Source organism: Kitasatospora sp. NBC_00070, assembly GCF_045041205.1.
Lineage (GTDB): Bacteria > Actinomycetota > Actinomycetes > Streptomycetales > Streptomycetaceae > Kitasatospora.
On the sequence record NZ_CP108247.1, the window covers coordinates 5,665,865 to 5,685,896 of the forward strand.

Below are 20,032 nucleotides of genomic sequence, written 5' to 3' on the forward strand. Positions count from 1 at the left end.
TGAATACCCGATAGGGTTTCGGTGGTCATAGCACGAGGGAAACGCCCGGTTACATTCCGAACCCGGAAGCTAAGCCTCGTAGCGCCGATGGTACTGCAGGGGGGACCCTGTGGGAGAGTAGGACGCCGCCGAACAAGTATTCAAGGCCGTTGGCCCCAGCGATTCGCTGGGGCCAACGGCCTTTTTTGTTTTTCCCGAAGCACCTCAGGCCACCGCCCGAAAGCGGATGGTGGCCGGATGCCGGACAATGGAGCTGGTGTGTGGCCACGCGGGCCCCACCACACCGCACCGGGCGACGTCGTCGTCGCCCTGGCCGCGCGGTCGAGCAGAAGAAGCAGAAGGAGTCACCACGATGTCGAACCCTCCCCAGGACCGTCCCGACCGACGATCGGACGACGGCCGTGGCTACGAGCCCCGGTCGCGTGGGGGTTTCTCCAACGACCGTGGTGGCCGGCCGTCGGGTGACCGTCCGTCCTACGGCAACCGTGACGACCGTGGCGGCCGTCCCTCGGGCGACCGTCCGTCCTACGGCGACCGTGGCGGCCGTCCGTCCGGCGACCGCCCCTCGTACGGTGACCGTCGCCCGTCCGGCGACCGCCCGTCTTACGGCAACCGCGATGACCGCGGCGGCCGGCCCTCCGGTGACCGTCCCTCGTACGGTGACCGTCGTCCCTCGGGTGACCGTCCGTCTTATGGCAACCGTGACGACCGTGGTGGCCGGCCGTCGGGTGACCGTCCGTCCTACGGTGACCGTCGCCCGTCGGGTGACCGTCCCTCGTACGGTGACCGTCGCCCGTCCGGCGACCGTCCCTCGTACGGCAACCGCGATGACCGCGGCGGCCGGCCCTCCGGTGACCGTCCCTCGTACGGTGACCGTCGCCCGTCGGGTGACCGTCCGTCTTATGGCAACCGTGACGACCGTGGTGGCCGGCCGTCGGGTGACCGTCCGTCCTACGGTGACCGTCGCCCGTCGGGTGACCGTCCCTCGTACGGCAACCGCGACGACCGCGGCGGCCGGCCCTCCGGTGACCGTCCCTCGTACGGTGACCGTCGCCCGTCGGGTGACCGTCCGTCTTATGGCAACCGTGATGACCGTGGTGGCCGTCCGTCGGGTGACCGTCCGTCCTACGGTGACCGTCGCCCGTCGGGTGACCGTCCCTCGGGTGACCGTCCGTCTTATGGCAACCGTGATGACCGTGGTGGCCGTCCGTCGGGTGACCGTCCGTCCTACGGTGACCGTCGCCCGTCGGGTGACCGTCCCTCGGGTGACCGTCCGTCTTATGGCAACCGTGATGACCGTGGTGGCCGTCCGTCGGGTGACCGTCCGTCCTACGGCGACCGCCGTCCGTCCGGTGACCGTCCCTCGTACGGCAACCGTGACGACCGCCCGCGTCGTGACGACCGCCCGTCGGGTGACCGCCCGTCTTACGGCAACCGCGATGACCGTGGTGGCCGTCCGTCGTTCGGTGACCGTCCCTCCGGTGACCGTCCCTCGTACGGTGACCGTCGCCCGTCGGGTGACCGTCCCTCGTACGGCAACCGCGATGACCGTGGCAGCCGCCCGTCCTACGGTGACCGTCCCTCCGGTGACCGTCCGTCCTACGGCAACCGCGACGACCGGCCCCGTCGTGACGACCGCCCGTCGGGTGACCGTCCGTCGTACGGTGACCGTGGCGGCCGTCCGTCCGGTGACCGTCCGTCCTACGGTGACCGTCGTCCCTCGGGCGATCGTCCGTCGTACGGCGACCGCGGCGGCCGCCCCTCGGGTGACCGTCCGTCCTACGGTGACCGTCGCCCGTCGGGTGACCGTCCGTCTTACGGCAACCGCGATGACCGTGGTGGCCGCCCCTCGTACGGCAACCGTGACGACCGGCCGCGTCGTGACGAGCGGTCGGACTACGACGACCGTCGGGGCAACTTCGAGCCGGTCAAGCGGCTGCCGATCCCGGAGGACGTCACCGGCTTCGAGCTGGACGGCGATGTCCGTCAGGACCTGAAGAGCCTGCCGAAGACCCTCGCGGACGATGTCGCGCGCAACCTGGTGATGGTGGCCCGGACGCTCGACACCGACCCCGAGGAGGCGTACCAGTACTCCCGCGTCGCGCTGCGGCTGGCCTCCCGGGTCGCCTCGGTCCGTGAGGCGGCGGGCTTCGCCTCGTACGTCACGCAGCGGTACGCGGAGGCGCTGACCGAGTTCCGGGCCGCCAAGCGGATGACCGGCCGGGTGGACCTGTGGCCGGTGATGGCGGACTGCGAGCGCGGTCTGAGCCGTCCGGAGCGGGCGCTGGCGATGGCCGGTGAGCCCGAGGTGAAGCAGCTGGACAAGGCCGGCCAGGTCGAGATGCGTCTGGTCGCGGCGGGTGCCCGTGGCGACATGGAGCAGTTCGAGGCCGCCGTGGTGACGCTGCAGAGCCCCGAGCTGGCGTCCAACGCCATCCACCCGTGGACCGCGCGGCTGCGGTACGCCTACGCCGAGGCGCTGATCGCGGCCGGCCGTGGCGACGAGGCCCGTGAGTGGTTCGCCAAGGCGGCCGAGGCGGACACCGACGGGCAGACCAACGCCTCCGAGCGGCTCGCCGAGATCGACGGCCTGGAGTTCACCGACGCGCTCGACCCCGAGATGGCGGACGAGAACGGCCGTGAGATCGCGGACGTCGAGCAGGGCGCGGACGAGGACGACGACGAGCTCGACGAGCTGGTCGAGGACGCCTCCGACGACGTGGACGACGACCGGGATGACCAGGGCGACCGGGACGACCGGGACGACCGGGACGAGATCGTCGAGGAGCGCCCGCGTCGGCGGATCGCCGTGGACGACACCGGCGACGACAAGGTGATCTACGAGGACGAGGAGGACGTCGAGGAGTACTACGACGAGGACGACCTCGAGATCGACGAGGTCGACGACGTCCGGGACTCCGGCGACCGCCGCTGACACCGCAGCACCGCACACGGGAAAGGCCCCGACCGCACCAGCGGTCGGGGCCTTTCCCGTTTCTCAGCCCAGTTCGAGGCTGCGGAGCACCAGCCCGGTGGCCGGCTTCGGGCCGAAGGAGGTGGACTTCCGGGGCATCGTGACGCCCTGTTCGGCCAGCCTCCGCACCACGTTCTCCTCCACCGGGTGCAGCAGGACGGCGGTGCCGCCGGTCCGGGCGGCCTCGCGTTCGGCGGCGGCCGCGGTGTGCAGGTAGCCGATGTCGTCGGGGCCGTCCGGCACCTGCCAGACGTGGTCGAGCAGGGTGGCGTGCAGCACGGTGGCGTCCAGGTGGCGCCACTCCTCCGGCTTGCCGGCCGGGACGGTGGCGGTGAGCAGGGCCTCGTCCGGCTCGGTGACCAGCCGGAAGCTCGCGTCCCCGGCGGTCAGCAGGAAGGCGTTGCCGCCCTGGCGCTTGGCGTCGGCGAGGGCTTGGAGGGCGCGGTCCAGCGGCCCCGGCACCTCCTTGACCTGCCAGCGGTCGCCGAGCCCGGCCAGCGCCTCGGCGAGCGGCAGCCGGTACAGCACCCGGTGGATGGCCCGGACCCGGAGCGGGTAGCGGGCGGTGTCCACCAGCAGCACCATGCCGCGGTCCCAGGGGCTGCGGGGCAGGTGGCGGTGTTCGCGCTGGAGCCGCAGGTACATCTCCCAGCGGTGGTGCCCGTCGGCGATCAGCGCCCGACAGGTCGCCAGGTCCCGGGTCACCTCGGCCAGTTCGGCCGGGTCGGTGACCGCCCAGAGCCGGTGGTGGGTGCCGTCCGAGGTGGTCGTGGTCAGCAGCGGCTCGCGCAGCACGGTGCGTTCGATCACCTGGGCGGCACCGCCGTGGCCCCGGTAGGTGAGCAGCAGCGGTTCCAGGTTGGCCTTGGTGGTGCGCATCAGGCCGACCCGGTCGGCGACCGGACGGGGCATCACGTCCTCGTGCGGCAGCACCACGCCGGCCTCCCGGCCGCTGACCGCCAGCGAGCCGATCAGTCCGCGTTGCAGCAGGCCGTCGGCGCGCTGCTCGTAGACGTACAGCGCGGCCTCCGGGTCGGGGGCGAGCACGCCCTCGCGCTGCCAGTCGGCGAGCAGCCGGGCCGCGTGCCGGTAGCGGGTGTCGCGGTCGGGGCGGTCACCGCCGTCGTCCGGTTCGGGGCGCGGCAGGATCAGCCGGACGATGTTGTGCGGGTCGGCGGTCTCCAGGTCGAGCCGCCGGTTCGGGTCCACCACGTCGTACGGCGGCGAGGTGACGGCGGCCAGGTTTCCCACCCGGTCGGGGCGGTACCGCAGGCCGCGGAACGGGGACAGGGACAGCCCCGCGGTGGCGACGTGCCCGGGGTCTCCGGGGCCGCCGCTCGGAGCTCGGGCTCCACTGTCTGCACTGGGTGTCGTCATCCTGGGCATGGTAACCGGGTATGTGCTGTTCAGTGATCACAAGCGCCCGAGACCGCTCGGAGGGTGTGTCAGATCGGGTGGCGGCGGCCGGAGGGAGCTGGGGCAGGGATGAGTGGAAGCGAAGGGGTACCCGAGGGCGGGGTCTACGACTGGTTCCGGCGCGGGGCGCAGCTGCTGGCGCAGGGGCATCCGGCGGCGGCGGTGCAGCTGCTGGCCAGGGCGGCGGACGCGGAGCCGGAGTCGCGGAGCATCCGGGAGACGCTGGCCCGGGCGCTGTTCGACGCGGGGCGGTTCCGGGAGGCGATGGAGAACTTCAGGGCGGTGGCGCTGGCCGATCCCTCCGACGACTACGCTCAGTTCGGATGGGGCGTGGCGGCCGCCCGGCTGGGTGACTTCGAGACCTCGGCCGAGCATCTCGCACTGGCGGTCGCGATGCGTCCCGGCGCCGAGCACTACCGGGCGGCGTTGCGGCAGACCAGGGCGACCCTGGCAGCCCGGGCCGGCGCGTACGGGCCGCTCCGGCCGGGCGCCCCGGGGTACCAGGGCGAGGCAGAGCAGGACACCGGCTGACGGTGCGACAGCTGACGACTACCGAGGATGAGGTGCAGTGGGCATGACGGAGACCGCGGCCGGGGCAACCGGCCAGGCACGGACCGCTCCCGGGGGCTCCGACCGCCCGCTGACCGAGGCGTACGACACCGCGCTGCTCGACCTGGACGGCGTGGTGTACGCCGGCCCGAACGCGATCGAGCACGCGGCGGACTCGCTGGCCGTCGCCCGGGACGGCGGGATGCGGCTGGCGTACGTCACCAACAACGCCTCCCGGCCGCCCCGGGTGGTGGCCGGGCACCTGACCGAGCTGGGTGTCCCGGCCGAGCCGGCCGACGTGATCAACTCCGCCCAGGCGGCGGCCCGGCTGGTCGCCGAGAAGGTCCCGGCCGGGGCGAAGGTGCTGGTGGTGGGCGGTGCCGGGCTGGTCGAGGCGCTGGCCGAGCACGGCCTGGTGGCGGTCCGTTCGCTGGACGACCAGCCGCTCGCGGTGGTGCAGGGCTACGACCCGTCGGTGGGCTGGCAGCAGCTCGCCGAAGCCTCCTACGCGGTCGCCTCCGGCCTGCCGTGGGTGGCCTCGAACACCGACCTCACGGTGCCGACCGCGCGCGGCATCGCGCCCGGGAACGGGACGTTGGTGGCGGCGGTCCGGACGGCCACCGGGGTGGAGCCCGAGGTGGCGGGCAAGCCGCAGCCGCCGATGCACCGGGAGACGGTGATCCGGACCGGGGCGAAGCGTCCGCTGGTGGTCGGCGACCGCCTCGACACCGATATCGAGGGCGCCTGGAACGGCGGGGTGGACAGCCTGCTGGTGTTCACCGGGGTGACCACGCCCGCGCTGCTGCTGGACGCACCGGTCGAGCACCGGCCGACGTACCTGGCGGCGGACCTGCGCGGCCTGCTGACGGCCCATCGGGCGGCGGTCGCGGTGGACGCGGGCTTCGAGTGCGGGGGCTGGCGCGCCTGGTCGGAGGACGGCGTGCTGCGGCTGTCCGGCACGGGGGAGGACCGGTACGACGGGTTGCGGGCCCTCTGCGGAGCCGCCTGGACGGCGGGTCCGGGGCTGGACGGGCGGAAGGCACTCGCGGAGCTGGGCTTCTAGCCATTTGGCAGGTGCTTCATTGCTACGGAGTCAGGGGCTCGGGGCTCTGCTGATGTGCGGCTCCGCCGCGCGGGCGACGCCGGCCTCGTTCAAGGTGATCGTCGCGTAGGCGGTCAGGCACTTTCGTCTGTGACCCCGGCGCCAGATCTCCTCGCCCACGCGGCGGAGCCGCACATCAGCAGAGCCCCGAGCCCCTGGACCGTAGATGCCCGAGCGCCTGCCAATGGCGAAGCCCCGAGCCGGCTGGTCAGAGGAGCGTGCGCAGGCGGAGCAGGTCGCGGAAGCCGGCTTCGAGCTTGACGCGGCCGGAGGCCCAGGCGGAGGCGAAGTTGAGCTTGCCGCCGACCATGGCGACCAGGTCGTCGCTGGTCATGGTGAGGCGGATCTCGGCCTTGGCCGGGGGCGGGCCGGGGGTCTCGACCACGTCGGTGATCCGGCCGTCCCGGAGGCGGCCGGAGAAGGTCAGGTCGAGGTCGGTGATCCGGCAGGTCAGCGAGCGGTCGAGGGCGGCGGCCTGGCGTACCTCGCCGTTGGTGCCCGCGAGGTTGCGGCTGAGCTGCTCGAGTGCGCTGCGGCACTCCTCGGTGCTGGCCATTGCTGCTGATCTCCCTCGGGTGCTGCGGCTGGCTGCCCACGCTATCGCAGCGCCCGGGCCGTCCCGGCGGTGCCGGAGACGGTAGCGTCGGGTGCGAGGGTTCGCGGACGGCACGGAGGAGGTAGGCCGAGATGCTGCGGGATGCGGTGCGTGGGGTGGTCGTGGTGGCCACCGAGGTCGCCGAGGAGGCCGGCAAGCGGGTGGCCGGGCTGCTGGAGCGGTCGGGGGTGAACGCGGCGGCGCTGGAGCAGTTCCCGCCGTCGGCGAAGACCTTGCAGACACTGGCCGAGGAGGCGGTGACGGCCGGCCGGGCCGGGGTCGACCTGGCGATCGGGGTGACCCGCAGCGAGGTGGAGAAGGTCTTCGAGAAGGTCGGCGACCAGGTGATGAAGGTCGGCGTGGTGCTGAGCTTCCTGGAGAGCCGACTGCGCGAGGCGGAGGAACCCGTGCCGGCCCCGGAGGCCCGTGCGGGCGGTCTGTTCGAGGCCGGCTGGGAGGAGGAGGTCCGTCCGGCCGAATCCGACGCCGAGCCGGAGCAGGAGCACGAGTGGGCCTGGGCGGACGAGACGCCCGAGCCGGTCGCGCCCCCGGTGAGGAAGCCGGCTGCGGCGAAGAAGGCACCCGCCGCGAAGAAGACCACCCCGGCCAAGAAGACGACCGCCGCGAAGAAGGCCACCGCCAAGACCGCGACGGCGAAGAAGACCCCGGCGAAGAAGACCACCGCCAAGAAGGCCGCCCCCCGGAAGCCCGCCGATGGCTGACCTCGGCGAGGAGGGATTCGCCCCCACCGGCCGCCCCGAGGTGGATGCGGTACTGGCCCGGCTGGGCGAGCTGGACGGGGCGGAGACCGGGGTGCACGTGGCGGTGTACGAAGATGTACACCAGCGGCTCGCGGACACGCTCGCCGCTCTCGATCAGTGACAGGAGACGGAACCCCAGTGGCAGTGGCACGACGCCGACTCGACGCGGAGCTGGTCCGCCGCAAGCTGGCCCGTTCGCGTGAACACGCGAGCGAGCTGATCGCGGCGGGCCGGGTGACCGTCGGCGGCACCACCGCGACCAAGCCGGCCACCCAGGTGGAGACGGCGGCGGCCGTGGTGGTGGCGACGGACGAGAACGACCCGGACTACGTCTCGCGGGGCGGCCACAAGCTGGCCGGTGCGCTGGCGGCGTTCCTGCCGCAGGGGCTGGTGGTGGAGGGGCGCCGGGCGCTGGACGCGGGCGCCTCGACCGGTGGCTTCACGGACGTGCTGCTGCGCTCCGGGGTCGCGCGCGTGCTGGCGGTGGACGTCGGGTACGGGCAGCTGGCGTGGTCGCTGCAGAGCGACGACCGGGTGACCGTGATGGACCGGACCAACGTCCGGGAGCTGACCCTGGAGCAGATCGGCGGGACGCCGGTCGACCTGGTGGTCGGGGACCTGTCGTTCATCTCGCTCGGTCTGGTGCTGCCCGCGCTGGCGCGGTGCTCTGCCGAGGACGCGGACCTGGTGCTGATGGTCAAGCCGCAGTTCGAGATCGGCAAGGAGCGGCTGGGCAGCGGCGGCGTGGTGCGCAGCCCGGAGCTGCGGGCCGAGATGGTCCGCCAGGTGGCCGCCCAGGCGTGGGCGTCGGGTCTGGGGGTGCGGGCGGTCACGGCGAGCCCGCTGCCCGGTCCTTCGGGCAACGTGGAGTACTTCCTCTGGCTGCGTCGGGACGCCGCGCAGCTCGACCCGGCCGAGGCGGACCGGGCGGTCGCGGAGGGGCCCCGATAGGGTGCGACGCAGACGTCCGGTCCATCGCGAGTGCGGTGGCCGCTCCGGGGCAACGGCGACCCGGCAGGCGTAGGGAGAGGGCAGCAGCATGAGCGAGGGACGCACGGTCTTCCTGATTGCACACACCGGTCGGGAGGCCGCGCTGCGCAGCGTCGAGGCGTTGGTGCAGGGTCTGTTGAAGGCGGGGATCAGAATCCGGCTGCTGGCGACCGAGGCGGTCGGCCTCGACCTGCCGGACGGGGTCGAGCGGGTGGACGGTGGGCACGGCGCGGCGGACGGCTGCGAGCTGATCCTGGTCGCGGGCGGGGACGGCACGTTGCTGCGCGGGGCGGAGCTGGCCCGGGAGTCCGGGCTGCCGATGCTGGGCATCAACCTGGGCCGGGTGGGCTTCCTGGCGGAGGCCGAGCGGGACGATCTGGCGGTGGTGGTCGACCGGGTGGTGGACGCCGACTACGAGATCGAGGACCGGATGACCCTCGACGTCCTGGTGCGCACCAACGGCGATGTGGTGTACGAGGGTTGGGCGCTGAACGAGGCGTCGATCGAGAAGGCGTCCCGGGAGCGGATGCTGGAGGTGGTGACCGAGGTGGACGGCCGTCCGGTCTCCAACTTCGGCTGTGACGGGGTGGTGCTCTCCACGCCGACCGGCTCGACCGCGTACGCCTTCTCCGGTGGTGGCCCGGTGGTCTGGCCGGAGGTGGAGGCGCTGCTGATGGTGCCGATCAGCGCGCACGCGCTGTTCGCCCGGCCGCTGGTCACCTCGCCGGACTCGGTGCTGGCGGTGGAGGTGCAGCCGAAGACCCCGCACGGGGTGCTCTGGTGCGACGGCCGCCGGTCGGTCGAGCTGCCGGCCGGAGCCCGGGTGGAGGTCCGCCGGGGCAGCACGCCGGTGCGGCTGGCCAGGCTGCACCGGGCGCCGTTCACCGACCGGCTGGTGGCCAAGTTCGCACTGCCGGTGACGGGTTGGCGCGGGCGCGGCGGTTGCTGACGGTGGGTTGACGGTACGTCAGACCGCCAGCGGCAGGGTGCTGTCGAGGCCGTTCCAGCGGCCGGTGGCGGCGAGCCGGGCGGTGGTGGCCAGCCGGGCGACGGCTTCGGCGGCGGCCGGGCCGGGGACGGTGAGCGGGATCCGGATGTGGTGCTCGAAGGCGCCGTCCACACCGAACCTGGACCCGGCCGCGATCCGTACCCCGGTCTGTTCGCCGGCCTGGGCCAGCGCGCCGCCGGACAGTCCGCCGGTGCCCACCCAGAGCGCCAACCCGCCTTGGGGCAGGGTCACTTGCCAGTCGGGCAGCTGCTCGCGCAGGGCGGCGGCCAGGCCCTCGGCGCTGCTCCGCAGTCGGGCGTGCCGGTCGGCCCGGATGGCGGGCAGCGGGTCGGCGAGCATCTCGGCGGCGATCAGCTGGTCGAGCACCGGGCTGCCGATGTCGGTGTAGACCCGGTCGGTGGCCAACTGCCGTACCAGGGCGGCGTTCGCGCGGACCCAGCCGATCCGCAGGCCGCCCCAGAGGATCTTGCTGGCCGAGCCGACGGTGACCACCTGGGCGCTCCGGTCCAGGGCCGCCGTCGGCCGGGGCGTGGCCAAGTCGCCCCGGCCCCAGTCCAGTTCGGCCGGGGTCTCGTCCACCACCACGGTGGTGCCGGCGGCCCGGGCGGCGGCCAGCAGGGCCCGGCGCTGCTCCTCGTCCACCAGTGCGCCGGTCGGGTTGTGGAAGTCCGGGATCACGTACGCGATCCGGGGTGCCGCGCCGCGCAGCACCCGCTGCCACTCGGGCAGGTCCCAGCGGGCCCCGGCGTACGGGACGGGGACCAGCCGGGCCCCGGAGCGGCGCAGCGCCTGCAGGGTGTGCGCGTAGCTGGGTGCCTCGACGGCCACCCGGTCGCCCCGGCTCAGCAGGGCGCGCCGGACCAGCTGGAGCGCGGCCATCGCGCCGGTGGTGACCAGGATCTGGTCGGCCGTGGTGGGCAGCCCGCGCTCGGTGTAGCGCCGGGCGATCGCCTCGCGCAGCACCGGGACGCCGGTCGGGAAGTTGCCGTGCCCGGCGGCGTACGCGGGCAGCTGCTCGACCGCGCGGGCGGCGGCCTCGCCGAGGAAGGGCTGCGGGGCGGGCAGCGCGGCCACCCCGAGGTCGAGGGTGCGGTCGCGCTCGTCCGGCGGCACCGGGTGCAGGGCGTCGGTGGGCGGCCGGCTGCCCTCGGGCAGGGTGGTCCAGCTGCCGGAGCCGCGGCGGCTGCGCAGGTACCCCTCGGTGCGCAGCGCTTCGTACGCGGTGGCCACGGTGGTGCGGCTGAGTTCCAGCGCATGGGCCAGTTCGCGTTCGGCGGGCAGTCGGGCGCCGACCGGCAGGCGGCCCTCGGAGACCAGCAGCCGGACCTGCCCGGCCAGCGTCCGGTAGGCGGGCCGGTGGCCTTCGCCGTCGGGCAGCCGGGTGCCGCGGAGCAGGCGGGCCAGCGCGGGCGGGGTCACGGTGCTCTGCCACTCGGCCATCTGAATCAGTCCAGTTGAGAGGAATTGGCCCTGGTTGTCAGTCAGGTGGACTCCCCATGATGGCAGGGCGGCCACCGAGCCGCCAGGGGCGCCGCTCCGGCCCACCGGACACCCCTGGCCCCACTGCTTCCGGAAGGAGCCACCGATGGCCACCCTCTCCTCCACCGTCCCCCGGACCAGCTGGAGCACCGACCGGCTGGTCCGTCGGCTGCCCCAACTCCTGCTCGGCCTCTGGCTCTACGGCACCAGCCTGGGCGTGATGGTGCGGGCCGGCCTGGGCGTCAACCCCTGGGACGTGCTGAACCAGGGCATGGTGCACCACTTCGGCCTGACCATCGGCAACTGGGTCACCATCATCGGCGCGCTGGTGCTGCTGCTCTGGATACCGCTCCGGCAGGTCCCCGGCATCGGCACGGTCGGCAACGTGCTGATCCTCGGGGTCGCGATGGACCTCACCCTCGGGGTGCTGGACACGCCCGGGAACTGGCCCGCCCGGATCGCCCTGCTGGCCGGCGGCATCCTGCTCAACGGCCTGGCCACCGGCCTCTACATCGGTGCCCGGCTCGGCCCCGGCCCCCGGGACGGGCTGATGACCGGACTGCAGCGCAGGACCGGCCGCTCGGTCCGGCTGATCCGGACCGGCATCGAGCTGACCGTGCTGGCCATCGGTGTCCTGCTCGGCGGCACGGTGGGCGTCGGCACCGTCGCGTATGCGCTGGCGATCGGGCCGCTGGCCCAGTTCTTCCTGCGCTGGTGCACCGTCCCGGAAACCCGCTAGTGCCGTGCCCGGCAGGGCCTGCCCCGTCGCAGGCACGGCACTAGCAGTACGGCCGACCACCCCGGCGACATCACTCGCACAGCGCCCGAAAGGGATGAACTTGCCCGTGCGGGGCCGCTGCTCGTCGCGCGGCGGGGCCGGAACCTCGTAAGGTCGTCTCCGTGTTGGACGAGATGCGGATACGGGATCTTGGCGTCATCGACGACGCGGTGGTCGAACTTGCCCCCGGCTTCACCGCCGTCACCGGTGAGACCGGGGCGGGCAAGACCATGGTGGTGACCAGCCTCGGGCTGCTGCTGGGCGGCCGGGCCGACCCGGCGCTGGTGCGGCGCGGCGCGGACCGGGCCGTGGTCGAGGGGCGGCTGTCGCTGCCGCCCGGCTCCGCGGTGCTGGAGCGGGCCCTGGAGGCCGGGGCCGAGCTGGACGACGGCGCGCTGCTGATCAGCCGCACCGTCTCGGCGGAGGGCCGCTCGCGGGCCCACGTCGGCGGCCGGTCGGTCCCGGTCGGCCTGCTGGCCGAGCTGGGCGAGGACCTGGTGGCCGTGCACGGCCAGACCGACCAGCAGCGGCTGCTCCGGCCGTCCCGGCAGCGCGGTGCGCTGGACCGGTACGCGGGCGCCGCCGTGGCCGGACCGCTGGCCCGCTACCGGGAGACCTACCGGGCCCTGCGCGAGGTGGCCGCCACCCTGGACGAGCTGACCGTGCGGGCCCGGGAGCGGGCCCAGGAGGCCGACCTGCTCCGGTTCGGCCTGGACGAGGTCGCCGCCGCCGAACCGGTCGCCGGGGAGGACACCGAGCTGGCCGCCGAGGCCGAGCGGCTCGGCCACGCCGACGCGCTCTCCTCCGCCGCCACCCTGGCGCACGCCGCCCTGGCCGGGCACCCGAGCGACCCCGAGGCGGTGGACGCCGGCACCCTGGTGGCCCAGGCCCGCCGCGCGGTGGACGGCGTCCGCCAGCACGACGAGCGGCTGGCCGGGCTGGCCGACCGGCTGAACGAGGTCGGCTACCTGCTGGCCGACGTGGCCCAGGACCTGGCCGGCTACGCCGACGACCTGGACGCCGACCCGGTCCGGCTGGCCGCGGTCGAGGAGCGCCGTTCGGTGCTGGCCCAGCTGCTGCGCAAGTACGGCGGTCCGGAGAACACCCTGGCCGAGGTGCTGGCCTGGGCCGAGGCCGGCTCCGCCCGGCTGTCGGAGCTGGACGGCGACGACGACCGGATCGAGCAGCTGACGGAGCGACAGGACACCCTGCGTCAGCAGCTGACCGCCCTGGCGGCCGAGGTCTCCGCGGCCAGGCAGGCCGCGGCCGGCCGGTTCGCCGAAGCGGTCTCCGCCGAGCTGGCCGAGCTGGCCATGCCGCACGCCCGGGTCACCTTCGACCTGTCCAGGACCGACGACCCGGCCGGGCTGGAGCTGGACGGCCGGACGGTCGCCTTCGGTTCGCACGGCGTCGACGAGGTCGAGGTGCTGCTCGCCCCGCACCCCGGCGCCTCGCCGCGCCCGATCGCCAAGGGCGCCTCGGGCGGTGAGCTGTCCCGGGTGATGCTGGCCGTCGAGGTGGTGTTCGCGGGCGCCGACCCGGTGCCCACCTACCTCTTCGACGAGGTGGACGCGGGGGTCGGCGGCAAGGCCGCGGTCGAGATCGGCCGCCGGCTGGCCAAGCTCGCCGAGACCGCCCAGGTCGTCGTGGTCACCCACCTCCCGCAGGTGGCGGCCTTCGCCGACCGGCACCTGGTGGTGGAGAAGACCCACGACGGCACGGTGACCCGCAGCGGCGTCAAGGTGCTCTCCGACGAGCAGCGGGTACGCGAACTCTCCCGGATGCTGGCGGGCCTGGAGGACTCCGAGCTCGGCCGGGCGCACGCCGAGGAGCTGCTGGCCACCGCCCGCGCACCCCGGCTCGGTTGACCGCTCGGCGGGCGCGCCGCCGGGGTGGGCCCCCGACACGTAGGGGTGCCGACTGTCCAAGAGGGCGCCGGACCTGGCAAGGTGGCCGCTGGACACTGACTGACCAGTTCATGATCGAGTCGGAGCGAGACGACGTGGACCCTTTCGCCACCAGGGCCGGCAAAGGCACCGAACCGGGGCAACTGCACGTGGTGCTGGTGCTCTCCGCGGCCAGCGGGGGCGTCGGCGCCCACGTGCGTTCGCTGGCCCAGGGCCTGGTCGCGCACGGCGTGGCCGTGACCGTCTGCGCCCCCGGCGGCACCGACGCGCTGTTCGGGTTCTCCCGTACCGGCGCCCGGTTCCACCTGGTGGACATCACCCCCACCTCGGGGGCCCGCAGCGACGCCACCGCGATCGGTGAGCTCCGGCGGGCCTTCACCGGCGCCGACATCGTGCACGCGCACGGCCTGCGGGCCGGGCTGCTGGCCGACCTGGCGCTGCGCACCGCGGGCCGGTTCCCCGGCCTGCGCCCGGAGACCCCGCTGGTGGTGACGTCCCATCACGCGATGCTCGCCACCGGACTCGACCGCCGGCTGCAGCGCCTGATGGAGCGTCGGGTGGCCCGCTCGGCCGACCTGGTGCTCGGCGCCTCCTCCGACCTGGTCGCCCGGGCCCGCGAACTCGGCGCCACCGACGCCCGGCTCGGCCCGGTCGCCGCCCCGCCGATGCCGGCCGGCGGCCTGGACCGGACGGCGGCCCGGGCCGCCCTGCTGCACGGCACCGCCGAGCGGCCGGTGGTGCTCGCGGTCGGGCGGCTGGTCCAGCAGAAGTCCTTCGGCCTGCTGCTGGACGCCGTCCGGTACGGCCTCGGCGACGGCGACCCGCTGGTGGTGATCGCCGGTGAGGGCCCCGAGGAGGACGTGCTGCGCGAGCGGATCACCGCCGAGAAGCTCCCGGTCGAGCTGCTCGGCTACCGCACCGACGTGCCCGACCTGCTCGCGGCGGCCGACCTGGTGGTGGTCAGCAGCCGCTGGGAGGCCCGCTCACTGGTCGTCCAGGAGGCGATGCGGGCGGGGGTCCCGGTGATCTCCACTGCGGTCGGCGGCGTCCCCGAACTGGTCGGCGAGGCGGCGCTGCTGGTGCCCTACGGCGACCCCGCCGCGCTCGCCGGAGCCGTCCGCGAGCTGCTCGCCGACCCCGACCGCCGCAGCAGCCTGGCGGCGGCCGGCCGGCTCCAGGCCGAGACCTGGCCCGACGAAGCCGCCACCGTGGCCCAGGTCCTCAGCACCTACGACGAACTCGTCCAGCGCCCCTGAGCCTTCGGCACGTACTCCGGAAGAGTCAGGGGCTCGGGGAACTGCGACGCCGGCCCTTGTCAGGTGATCGTTGCGTAGGTGGTCAGGCACTTTCGTCCGTGACCCCGGCGCCAGATCTCCTCGCAGTTCCCCGAGTCCCTGGACAGTGCAACCTTGCGCCCTGCCAAAAGCTGAGCCCCTGCCAAAGGGCCACCTCAGAGGGCCGCTTCCTCCCGTTCGCGGCCGTCGGGCTGGGCGGCGAGGTAGGCGCCCGCGCAGGCGGTGAGGCGGAGGGCGGTGTCGATCAGCGGCACGTGGCTGAACGCCTGCGGGAAGTTCCCGACCTGACGCTGGGTCCGGGAGTCCCACTCCTCGGCCAGCAGGCCGACGTCGTTCCGCAGCGAGAGCAGCTTCTCGAACAGCTCCCGCGCCTCCTGCACCCGGCCGATCATCGCCAGGTCGTCGGCCAGCCAGAACGAGCAGGCCAGGAAGGCCCCTTCGTGCCCGGACAGCCCGTCGACGTTGTTGCCCTCCTCGTCGTGGGTCGGGTACCGGAGCACGAAGCCGTCCTCGGTGGACAGTTCGCGCTGGATCGCCTCGATGGTGCCGATCACCCGCTTGTCGTCCGGCGGCAGGAAGCCGACCTGGGGGATCAGCAGCAGCGAGGCGTCCAGCTCCTGGCCGCCGTAGTACTGGGTGAAGGTGTTGCGGTCGGCGTCGTAGCCCTTCTCACAGACGTCCCGGTGGATCTCCTCGCGGAGGGCCTTCCAGCGCTCCAGCGGGCCCTCGGCGGGGGTCTGTTCGATCAGCTTGATGGTGCGGTCCACCGCGACCCAGGCCATCACCTTGGAGTGCACGAAGTGGCGGCGCGGGCCGCGCACCTCCCAGATGCCCTCGTCCGGCTCGCGCCAGTGCTGCTCCAGGTAGGTGATCAGCTTGAGCTGGAGCAGGTGGGCGTGGTCGTTGCGGGTCAGGCCGGTCATGTGGGCCAGGTGCAGCGCCTCGACCACCTCGCCGTAGACGTCCAGCTGGAGCTGGCCGGCCGCGCCGTTGCCGACCCGGACCGGCTGGGAGCCCTCGTAGCCGGGCAGCCAGTCCAGCTCGGACTCGGTGAGCTCCCGCTCCCCGGCGATGCCGTACATGATCTGCAGGTTCTCCGGGTCGCCGGCCACCGCGCGGAGCAGCCACTCGCGCCACGCCCTGGCCTCCTCGCGGTAGCCGGTGCGCAGCAGCGAGGAGAGGGTGATCGCGGCGTCCCGCAGCCAGGTGTAGCGGTAGTCCCAGTTGCGCTCGCCGCCGATGTCCTCGGGCAGCGAGGTGGTGGGGGCGGCGACGATGCCGCCGGTGGGGGCGTAGGTGAGCGCCTTGAGGGTGATCAGCGAGCGGACCACCGGCTCCCGGTAGGGGCCCTGGTAGGTGCACTGGGCGACCCAGTCGCGCCAGAACTCGACGGTGTCGTCGAGCATCGCCTCGGCGTCCGGCGCGGCGGGCGCGGGCAGGTGGCTGGCCTGCCAGGTGAGCGCGAAGGCGATCCGCTCGCCCGCCTCGACGGTGAAGTCGGCGTACGTGGTCAGGTCGCGGCCGTAGGTCTCGGCCACGCCGTCCAGCCAGACCGAGTCCGGCCCGGCCACCGCGACCGTGCGGTGGCCGCCGTCGGGCTGCTCGACCCGGTGCACCCAGGGCACCACCCGGCCGTAGCTGAACCGCATCCGCAGGGCCGAGCGCATCCGGACCCGGCCGGAGACGCCCTCGACGATCCGGATCATCTGCGGGACGGCGTCCAGCCCGGCCAGCGGGCGGGGCGGCATGAAGTCGATCACCCGGACGGTGCCGCCCTGGGCGTCCCACTCCTGCTCCAGGATCAGCGAGTCGCCCCGGTAGCGGCGCCGGTCGGCCGGTACGGCGGGGGCGGCGGCGGTCGGCGGGATCGGGATCTCGCCGCTGTCGGTGAACGCCGAGCGGGCGGGCGGCGGGGCCGGGGTGGCGGGGCCGGCGACCGGTTCGGCGGGGCCGATCCGCCAGAACCCGTGTTCATCGGTCCCCAGCAGACCGGCGAACACGGCGGGAGAGTCGAATCTGGGCAGGCACAGCCAGTCGACCGCCCCGTCCCTGCTGACCAGGGCGGCGGTCTGCATGTCCCCGATGAGTGCGTAGTCCTCGATACGGCCGGCCACGTGGGTCTCCAGTTCGCAAGATGAGCTCGGCGGCCACCGATGGCGGGGCGCGCGGATGCTGCGGGGCCGGAGACGTCCGGGCGGTGGCGGCTGGTGGCCACCGGGGCGGGGCCGTGATGGGCCCCTGGCCTGGACGGGAACTGGTACGGGAGGCGGTTGTCCGGTCGCGCATCGGGGACCGAGAGGCGTCGTCCTGACCCCTCGCCCTCCGCGTGCTCTGTCTGTCGGCGATGCGTCCGTGCAGAATACGTCGGCGGCAGTGGGCGAGGCACCCCGAAGAACCCCTGTTCGTCAGCTGTCACACGGTTTGACGTCACATTGGTCCGGCTGGGGCAGCCGGACTGGTCCGGACGAGTCAGGCGGAAGTGATCCTTCCGGGCCAGCCCGGACGGTGTTCCGCGAACGCCGGATGAACGCGGGGCGGACGCGCCGAGGTGCCCGTGACCGCGTCCGCGGCCTCGCGCTGATACCCTGGTATCCCGTGGACTGGTGGGCATTCGCCCCGGAGCCGCCGACCCCGACGACCCCGCCGGAGCAGCCGAAAGGCTTCCGGCCGAGTGCGAACTCCTCGTCGGCCAGGCGACCGGCGGTCCCTCCACCGGCGTCACCTTCGACAGCGACCCACGGGAGCCCCCTCTTGGCACAGCCCCAATCCGGCAAGGCAGCGAACGGCCGCGCCGTGACGACCAAGCACCTCTTCGTCACCGGGGGTGTCGCCTCCTCGCTCGGCAAGGGCCTCACCGCCTCAAGCCTCGGTGCCCTGCTGAAGGCGCGCGGCCTGCGTGTGACGATGCAGAAGCTCGACCCCTACCTCAACGTGGACCCGGGCACCATGAACCCGTTCCAGCACGGTGAGGTCTTCGTCACCGACGACGGGGCCGAGACCGACCTCGACATCGGTCACTACGAGCGCTTCCTCGACACCAACCTGCACGGTTCGGCGAACGTGACGACCGGCCAGGTGTACTCGACGGTGATCGCCAAGGAGCGGCGCGGCGAGTACCTGGGCGACACCGTCCAGGTCATCCCGCACATCACCAACGAGATCAAGTCCCGGATCCGCCGGATGGCGACCGAGGACGTCGACGTGGTGATCACCGAGGTCGGTGGCACCGTCGGCGACATCGAGTCGCTGCCGTTCCTGGAGGCGGTCCGCCAGGTCCGCCACGAGGTCGGCCGGGACAACGTCTTCTTCGTGCACGTCTCGCTGCTGCCGTACATCGGCCCCTCGGGCGAGCTGAAGACCAAGCCGACCCAGCACTCGGTCGCGGCCCTGCGCAACATCGGCATCCAGCCGGACGCCATCGTGCTGCGCGCGGACCGTGAGGTGCCGCAGGCCATCAAGCGCAAGATCTCGCTGATGTGCGACGTGGACGAGGAGGCCGTGGTCGCGGCCATCGACGCCAAGTCGATCTACGACATCCCCAAGGTGCTGCACTCCGAGGGCCTGGACGCGTACGTGGTCCGCCGGCTCGACCTGGCCTTCCGGGACGTCGACTGGACGGTCTGGGACGACCTGCTGCGCCGGGTGCACGAGCCCCAGCACATCGTGAAGGTGGCGCTGGTCGGCAAGTACATCGACCTGCCGGACGCCTACCTCTCGGTCACCGAGGCGCTGCGCGCCGGCGGCTTCGCCAACAACGCGCGGGTCGAGATCAAGTGGGTGACCAGCGACGACTGCCTGACCCCCGAGGGTGCGCAGGAGCAGCTCGGCGACGTGGACGCGATCTGCATCCCCGGTGGCTTCGGCGACCGCGGGGTGGACGGCAAGGTGGCCGCGATCACCTACGGCCGCGAGCACAAGATCCCGCTGCTCGGCCTGTGCCTCGGCCTGCAGTGCGTGGTCATCGAGGCCGCCCGCAACCTGGCCGGCCTGCCGGACGCCAACTCCACCGAGTTCGACGCGGCGGCCAAGTACCCGGTCATCTCGACCATGGCCGAGCAGCTGGCGATCGTGGACGGCAAGGGCGACCTGGGCGGCACCATGCGTCTCGGCCTCTACCCGGCCAAGCTGGCCGAGGGCTCGATCGTCCGTGAGGTCTACGGCGGCGAGCAGTACGTGGACGAGCGCCACCGTCACCGCTACGAGGTCAACAACGCGTACCGCGCGGACCTGGAGAAGACCGGCCTGCAGTTCTCCGGCCTCTCCCCGAAGGGCGACCTGGTCGAGTACGTCGAGTACCCGCGCGAGGTCCACCCCTACCTGGTCGCCACCCAGGCGCACCCGGAGCTGAAGTCCCGGCCGACCCGCCCGCACCCGCTGTTCGCGGGTCTGGTGGCGGCGGCCATCAAGATCAAGACCGCCGGCGAGTAAGTCCCTCCCCGGCGGGTGACGGCGGTCGTGCGATTCTTCGCGCGGCCGCCGTTCTGCGTGGGTTAGTGTCGTACTGACGAAAAGGGGAGTGCGAGATGACGGACGGTCAGCGGCAGATCAGGGACCAGGCGGAGGAGTGGACCGTACGCTCCAGTGAACAGCCCTTCCAGGGGCGGGTCACCGGGGTCCGGACCGACGAGGTCCTGATGCCCGACGGCGGGTACGCGCGGCGGGACTACCAGACCCACCCGGGCTCGGTCGCGGTGCTCGCCCTGGACGAGCAGCAGCGGGTGCTGATCCTGCGCCAGTACCGGCACCCGGTGCGGCAGCGGCTCTGGGAGCTCCCGGCCGGGCTGCTCGACGTACCCGGCGAGAACCCGCTGCACGCGGCGCAGCGGGAGCTCTTCGAGGAGGCCCACTGCAAGGCGGGGGAGTGGCGGGTGCTGGTCGACTTCTACACCTCGCCCGGCGGGACGGACGAGGCGCTCCGGCTCTTCCTGGCGACGGACCTGTCGGCGGCGGACGGGGAGCGGTACGAGGCGCACGGGGAGGAGCTGGAGATCGAGACGGCGCGGGTACCGCTCGCCGAGCTGCTCCGGCTGGTGCTGGCGGGCGAGCTGCACAACCCGACGCTGGTCTCGGGGGTGCTGGCGGTGCACGCCGCCCAGACCTCGCCGGTCGGGCTGGCGGGCCTGCGTCCTGCGGAGTCGCCCTGGCCGGCCCGGCCGTTCAGCTAGGCAGGGGCCTGT

General features: G+C 73.3%; 16 protein-coding genes, 1 rRNA gene and 1 pseudogene. 14 read left to right on the plus strand and 4 right to left on the minus strand.

Annotated features, from left to right (window positions below):
- Positions 1-17: 17 nt before the first annotated feature.
- The 3 genes and pseudogenes from rrf to OHV05_RS25930 form a co-directional block, all read left to right on the plus strand.
- Positions 18-134: ribosomal RNA gene (gene rrf, locus OHV05_RS25920) — 5S ribosomal RNA — on the plus strand.
- A 558-nt stretch (positions 135-692) separates the two neighbouring features.
- Complete coding sequence (locus OHV05_RS25925) at positions 693-1,997, plus strand: hypothetical protein (RefSeq protein WP_405021607.1); 1,305 nt, start codon at positions 693-695, stop codon at positions 1,995-1,997.
- Positions 1,937-2,630: pseudogene (locus OHV05_RS25930) on the plus strand (tetratricopeptide repeat protein); the annotation flags it as partial. The gene OHV05_RS25925 and the pseudogene OHV05_RS25930, both read left to right, overlap by 61 nt.
- Positions 2,631-2,998: 368 nt before the next feature.
- Here OHV05_RS25930 and OHV05_RS25935 read toward each other — a convergent pair.
- Positions 2,999-4,351, minus strand: a complete 1,353-nt coding sequence (locus OHV05_RS25935) for a DUF1015 family protein (RefSeq protein ID WP_405019779.1) — start codon at positions 4,349-4,351, stop codon at positions 2,999-3,001.
- Between the two features lie 108 nt (positions 4,352-4,459).
- Between OHV05_RS25935 and OHV05_RS25940 the strand changes: the two genes are divergently transcribed.
- Positions 4,460-4,921, plus strand: a complete 462-nt coding sequence (locus OHV05_RS25940) for a tetratricopeptide repeat protein (RefSeq protein WP_405019780.1) — start codon at positions 4,460-4,462, stop codon at positions 4,919-4,921.
- Positions 4,922-4,964: 43 nt separating this feature from the next.
- Positions 4,965-6,002, plus strand: coding sequence for an HAD-IIA family hydrolase (locus OHV05_RS25945; protein ID WP_405019781.1), 1,038 nt, complete (start codon positions 4,965-4,967; stop codon positions 6,000-6,002).
- A 247-nt stretch (positions 6,003-6,249) separates the two neighbouring features.
- On the opposite strand, the gene OHV05_RS25950 is transcribed toward OHV05_RS25945, so the two are convergent.
- Entirely contained in the window at positions 6,250-6,597 is a 348-nt protein-coding gene (locus tag OHV05_RS25950; protein WP_405019782.1) for an SCP2 sterol-binding domain-containing protein, read from the minus strand.
- A 131-nt stretch (positions 6,598-6,728) separates the two neighbouring features.
- On the opposite strand from OHV05_RS25950, the gene OHV05_RS25955 reads away from it, so the two are divergent.
- The 4 genes from OHV05_RS25955 (at position 6,729) to OHV05_RS25970 (ending at position 9,336) form a co-directional block, all read left to right on the plus strand.
- A complete protein-coding gene (locus OHV05_RS25955) occupies positions 6,729-7,358 on the plus strand; it encodes a hypothetical protein (protein WP_405019783.1) in 630 nt (209 codons plus the stop codon).
- Positions 7,351-7,518 (plus strand): hypothetical protein, encoded by a 168-nt coding sequence (locus tag OHV05_RS25960; protein ID WP_405019784.1) that lies wholly within the window; start codon positions 7,351-7,353, stop codon positions 7,516-7,518. Before OHV05_RS25955 ends, OHV05_RS25960 begins: the two co-directional genes overlap by 8 nt.
- A 23-nt stretch (positions 7,519-7,541) precedes the next feature.
- On the plus strand, positions 7,542-8,348 hold the full coding sequence (locus OHV05_RS25965) for a TlyA family RNA methyltransferase (RefSeq protein WP_405021544.1): 807 nt from the start codon (positions 7,542-7,544) through the stop codon (positions 8,346-8,348).
- A gap of 88 nt (positions 8,349-8,436) precedes the next feature.
- A complete protein-coding gene (locus OHV05_RS25970; RefSeq protein ID WP_405019785.1) occupies positions 8,437-9,336 on the plus strand; it encodes an NAD kinase in 900 nt (299 codons plus the stop codon).
- 18 nt (positions 9,337-9,354) lie between these two features.
- Here OHV05_RS25970 and OHV05_RS25975 read toward each other — a convergent pair whose 3' ends face one another.
- Positions 9,355-10,836 (minus strand): PLP-dependent aminotransferase family protein, encoded by a 1,482-nt coding sequence (locus tag OHV05_RS25975; RefSeq protein ID WP_405019786.1) that lies wholly within the window; start codon positions 10,834-10,836, stop codon positions 9,355-9,357.
- Positions 10,837-10,981: 145 nt separating this feature from the next.
- Between OHV05_RS25975 and OHV05_RS25980 the strand changes: the two genes are divergently transcribed.
- The 3 genes from OHV05_RS25980 to OHV05_RS25990 all read left to right on the plus strand — a co-directional run bounded on the left by OHV05_RS25980 (position 10,982) and on the right by OHV05_RS25990 (position 14,816).
- Positions 10,982-11,614, plus strand: coding sequence for a YitT family protein (locus OHV05_RS25980; RefSeq protein ID WP_405019787.1), 633 nt, complete (start codon positions 10,982-10,984; stop codon positions 11,612-11,614).
- 173 nt (positions 11,615-11,787) lie between these two features.
- Positions 11,788-13,521, plus strand: coding sequence for a DNA repair protein RecN (gene recN, locus OHV05_RS25985; protein WP_405021545.1), 1,734 nt, complete (start codon positions 11,788-11,790; stop codon positions 13,519-13,521).
- A gap of 110 nt (positions 13,522-13,631) precedes the next feature.
- Entirely contained in the window at positions 13,632-14,816 is a 1,185-nt protein-coding gene (locus tag OHV05_RS25990; RefSeq protein ID WP_405019788.1) for a glycosyltransferase family 4 protein, read from the plus strand.
- A 194-nt stretch (positions 14,817-15,010) separates the two neighbouring features.
- On the opposite strand, the gene OHV05_RS25995 is transcribed toward OHV05_RS25990, so the two are convergent.
- Positions 15,011-16,969: a glycoside hydrolase family 15 protein gene (locus OHV05_RS25995; RefSeq protein ID WP_405019789.1), complete on the minus strand. Its 1,959-nt coding sequence runs from the start codon at positions 16,967-16,969 to the stop codon at positions 15,011-15,013.
- A 679-nt stretch (positions 16,970-17,648) separates the two neighbouring features.
- Here OHV05_RS25995 and OHV05_RS26000 point away from each other — a divergent pair.
- Positions 17,649-19,283: a CTP synthase gene (locus OHV05_RS26000; RefSeq protein WP_403041112.1), complete on the plus strand. Its 1,635-nt coding sequence runs from the start codon at positions 17,649-17,651 to the stop codon at positions 19,281-19,283.
- Between the two features lie 95 nt (positions 19,284-19,378).
- Positions 19,379-20,020 carry an NUDIX domain-containing protein gene (locus OHV05_RS26005; RefSeq protein WP_405019790.1) on the plus strand — a complete coding sequence of 214 codons (642 nt, stop codon included), beginning with the start codon at positions 19,379-19,381 and terminating at the stop codon, positions 20,018-20,020.
- Positions 20,021-20,032 lie beyond the last annotated feature (12 nt).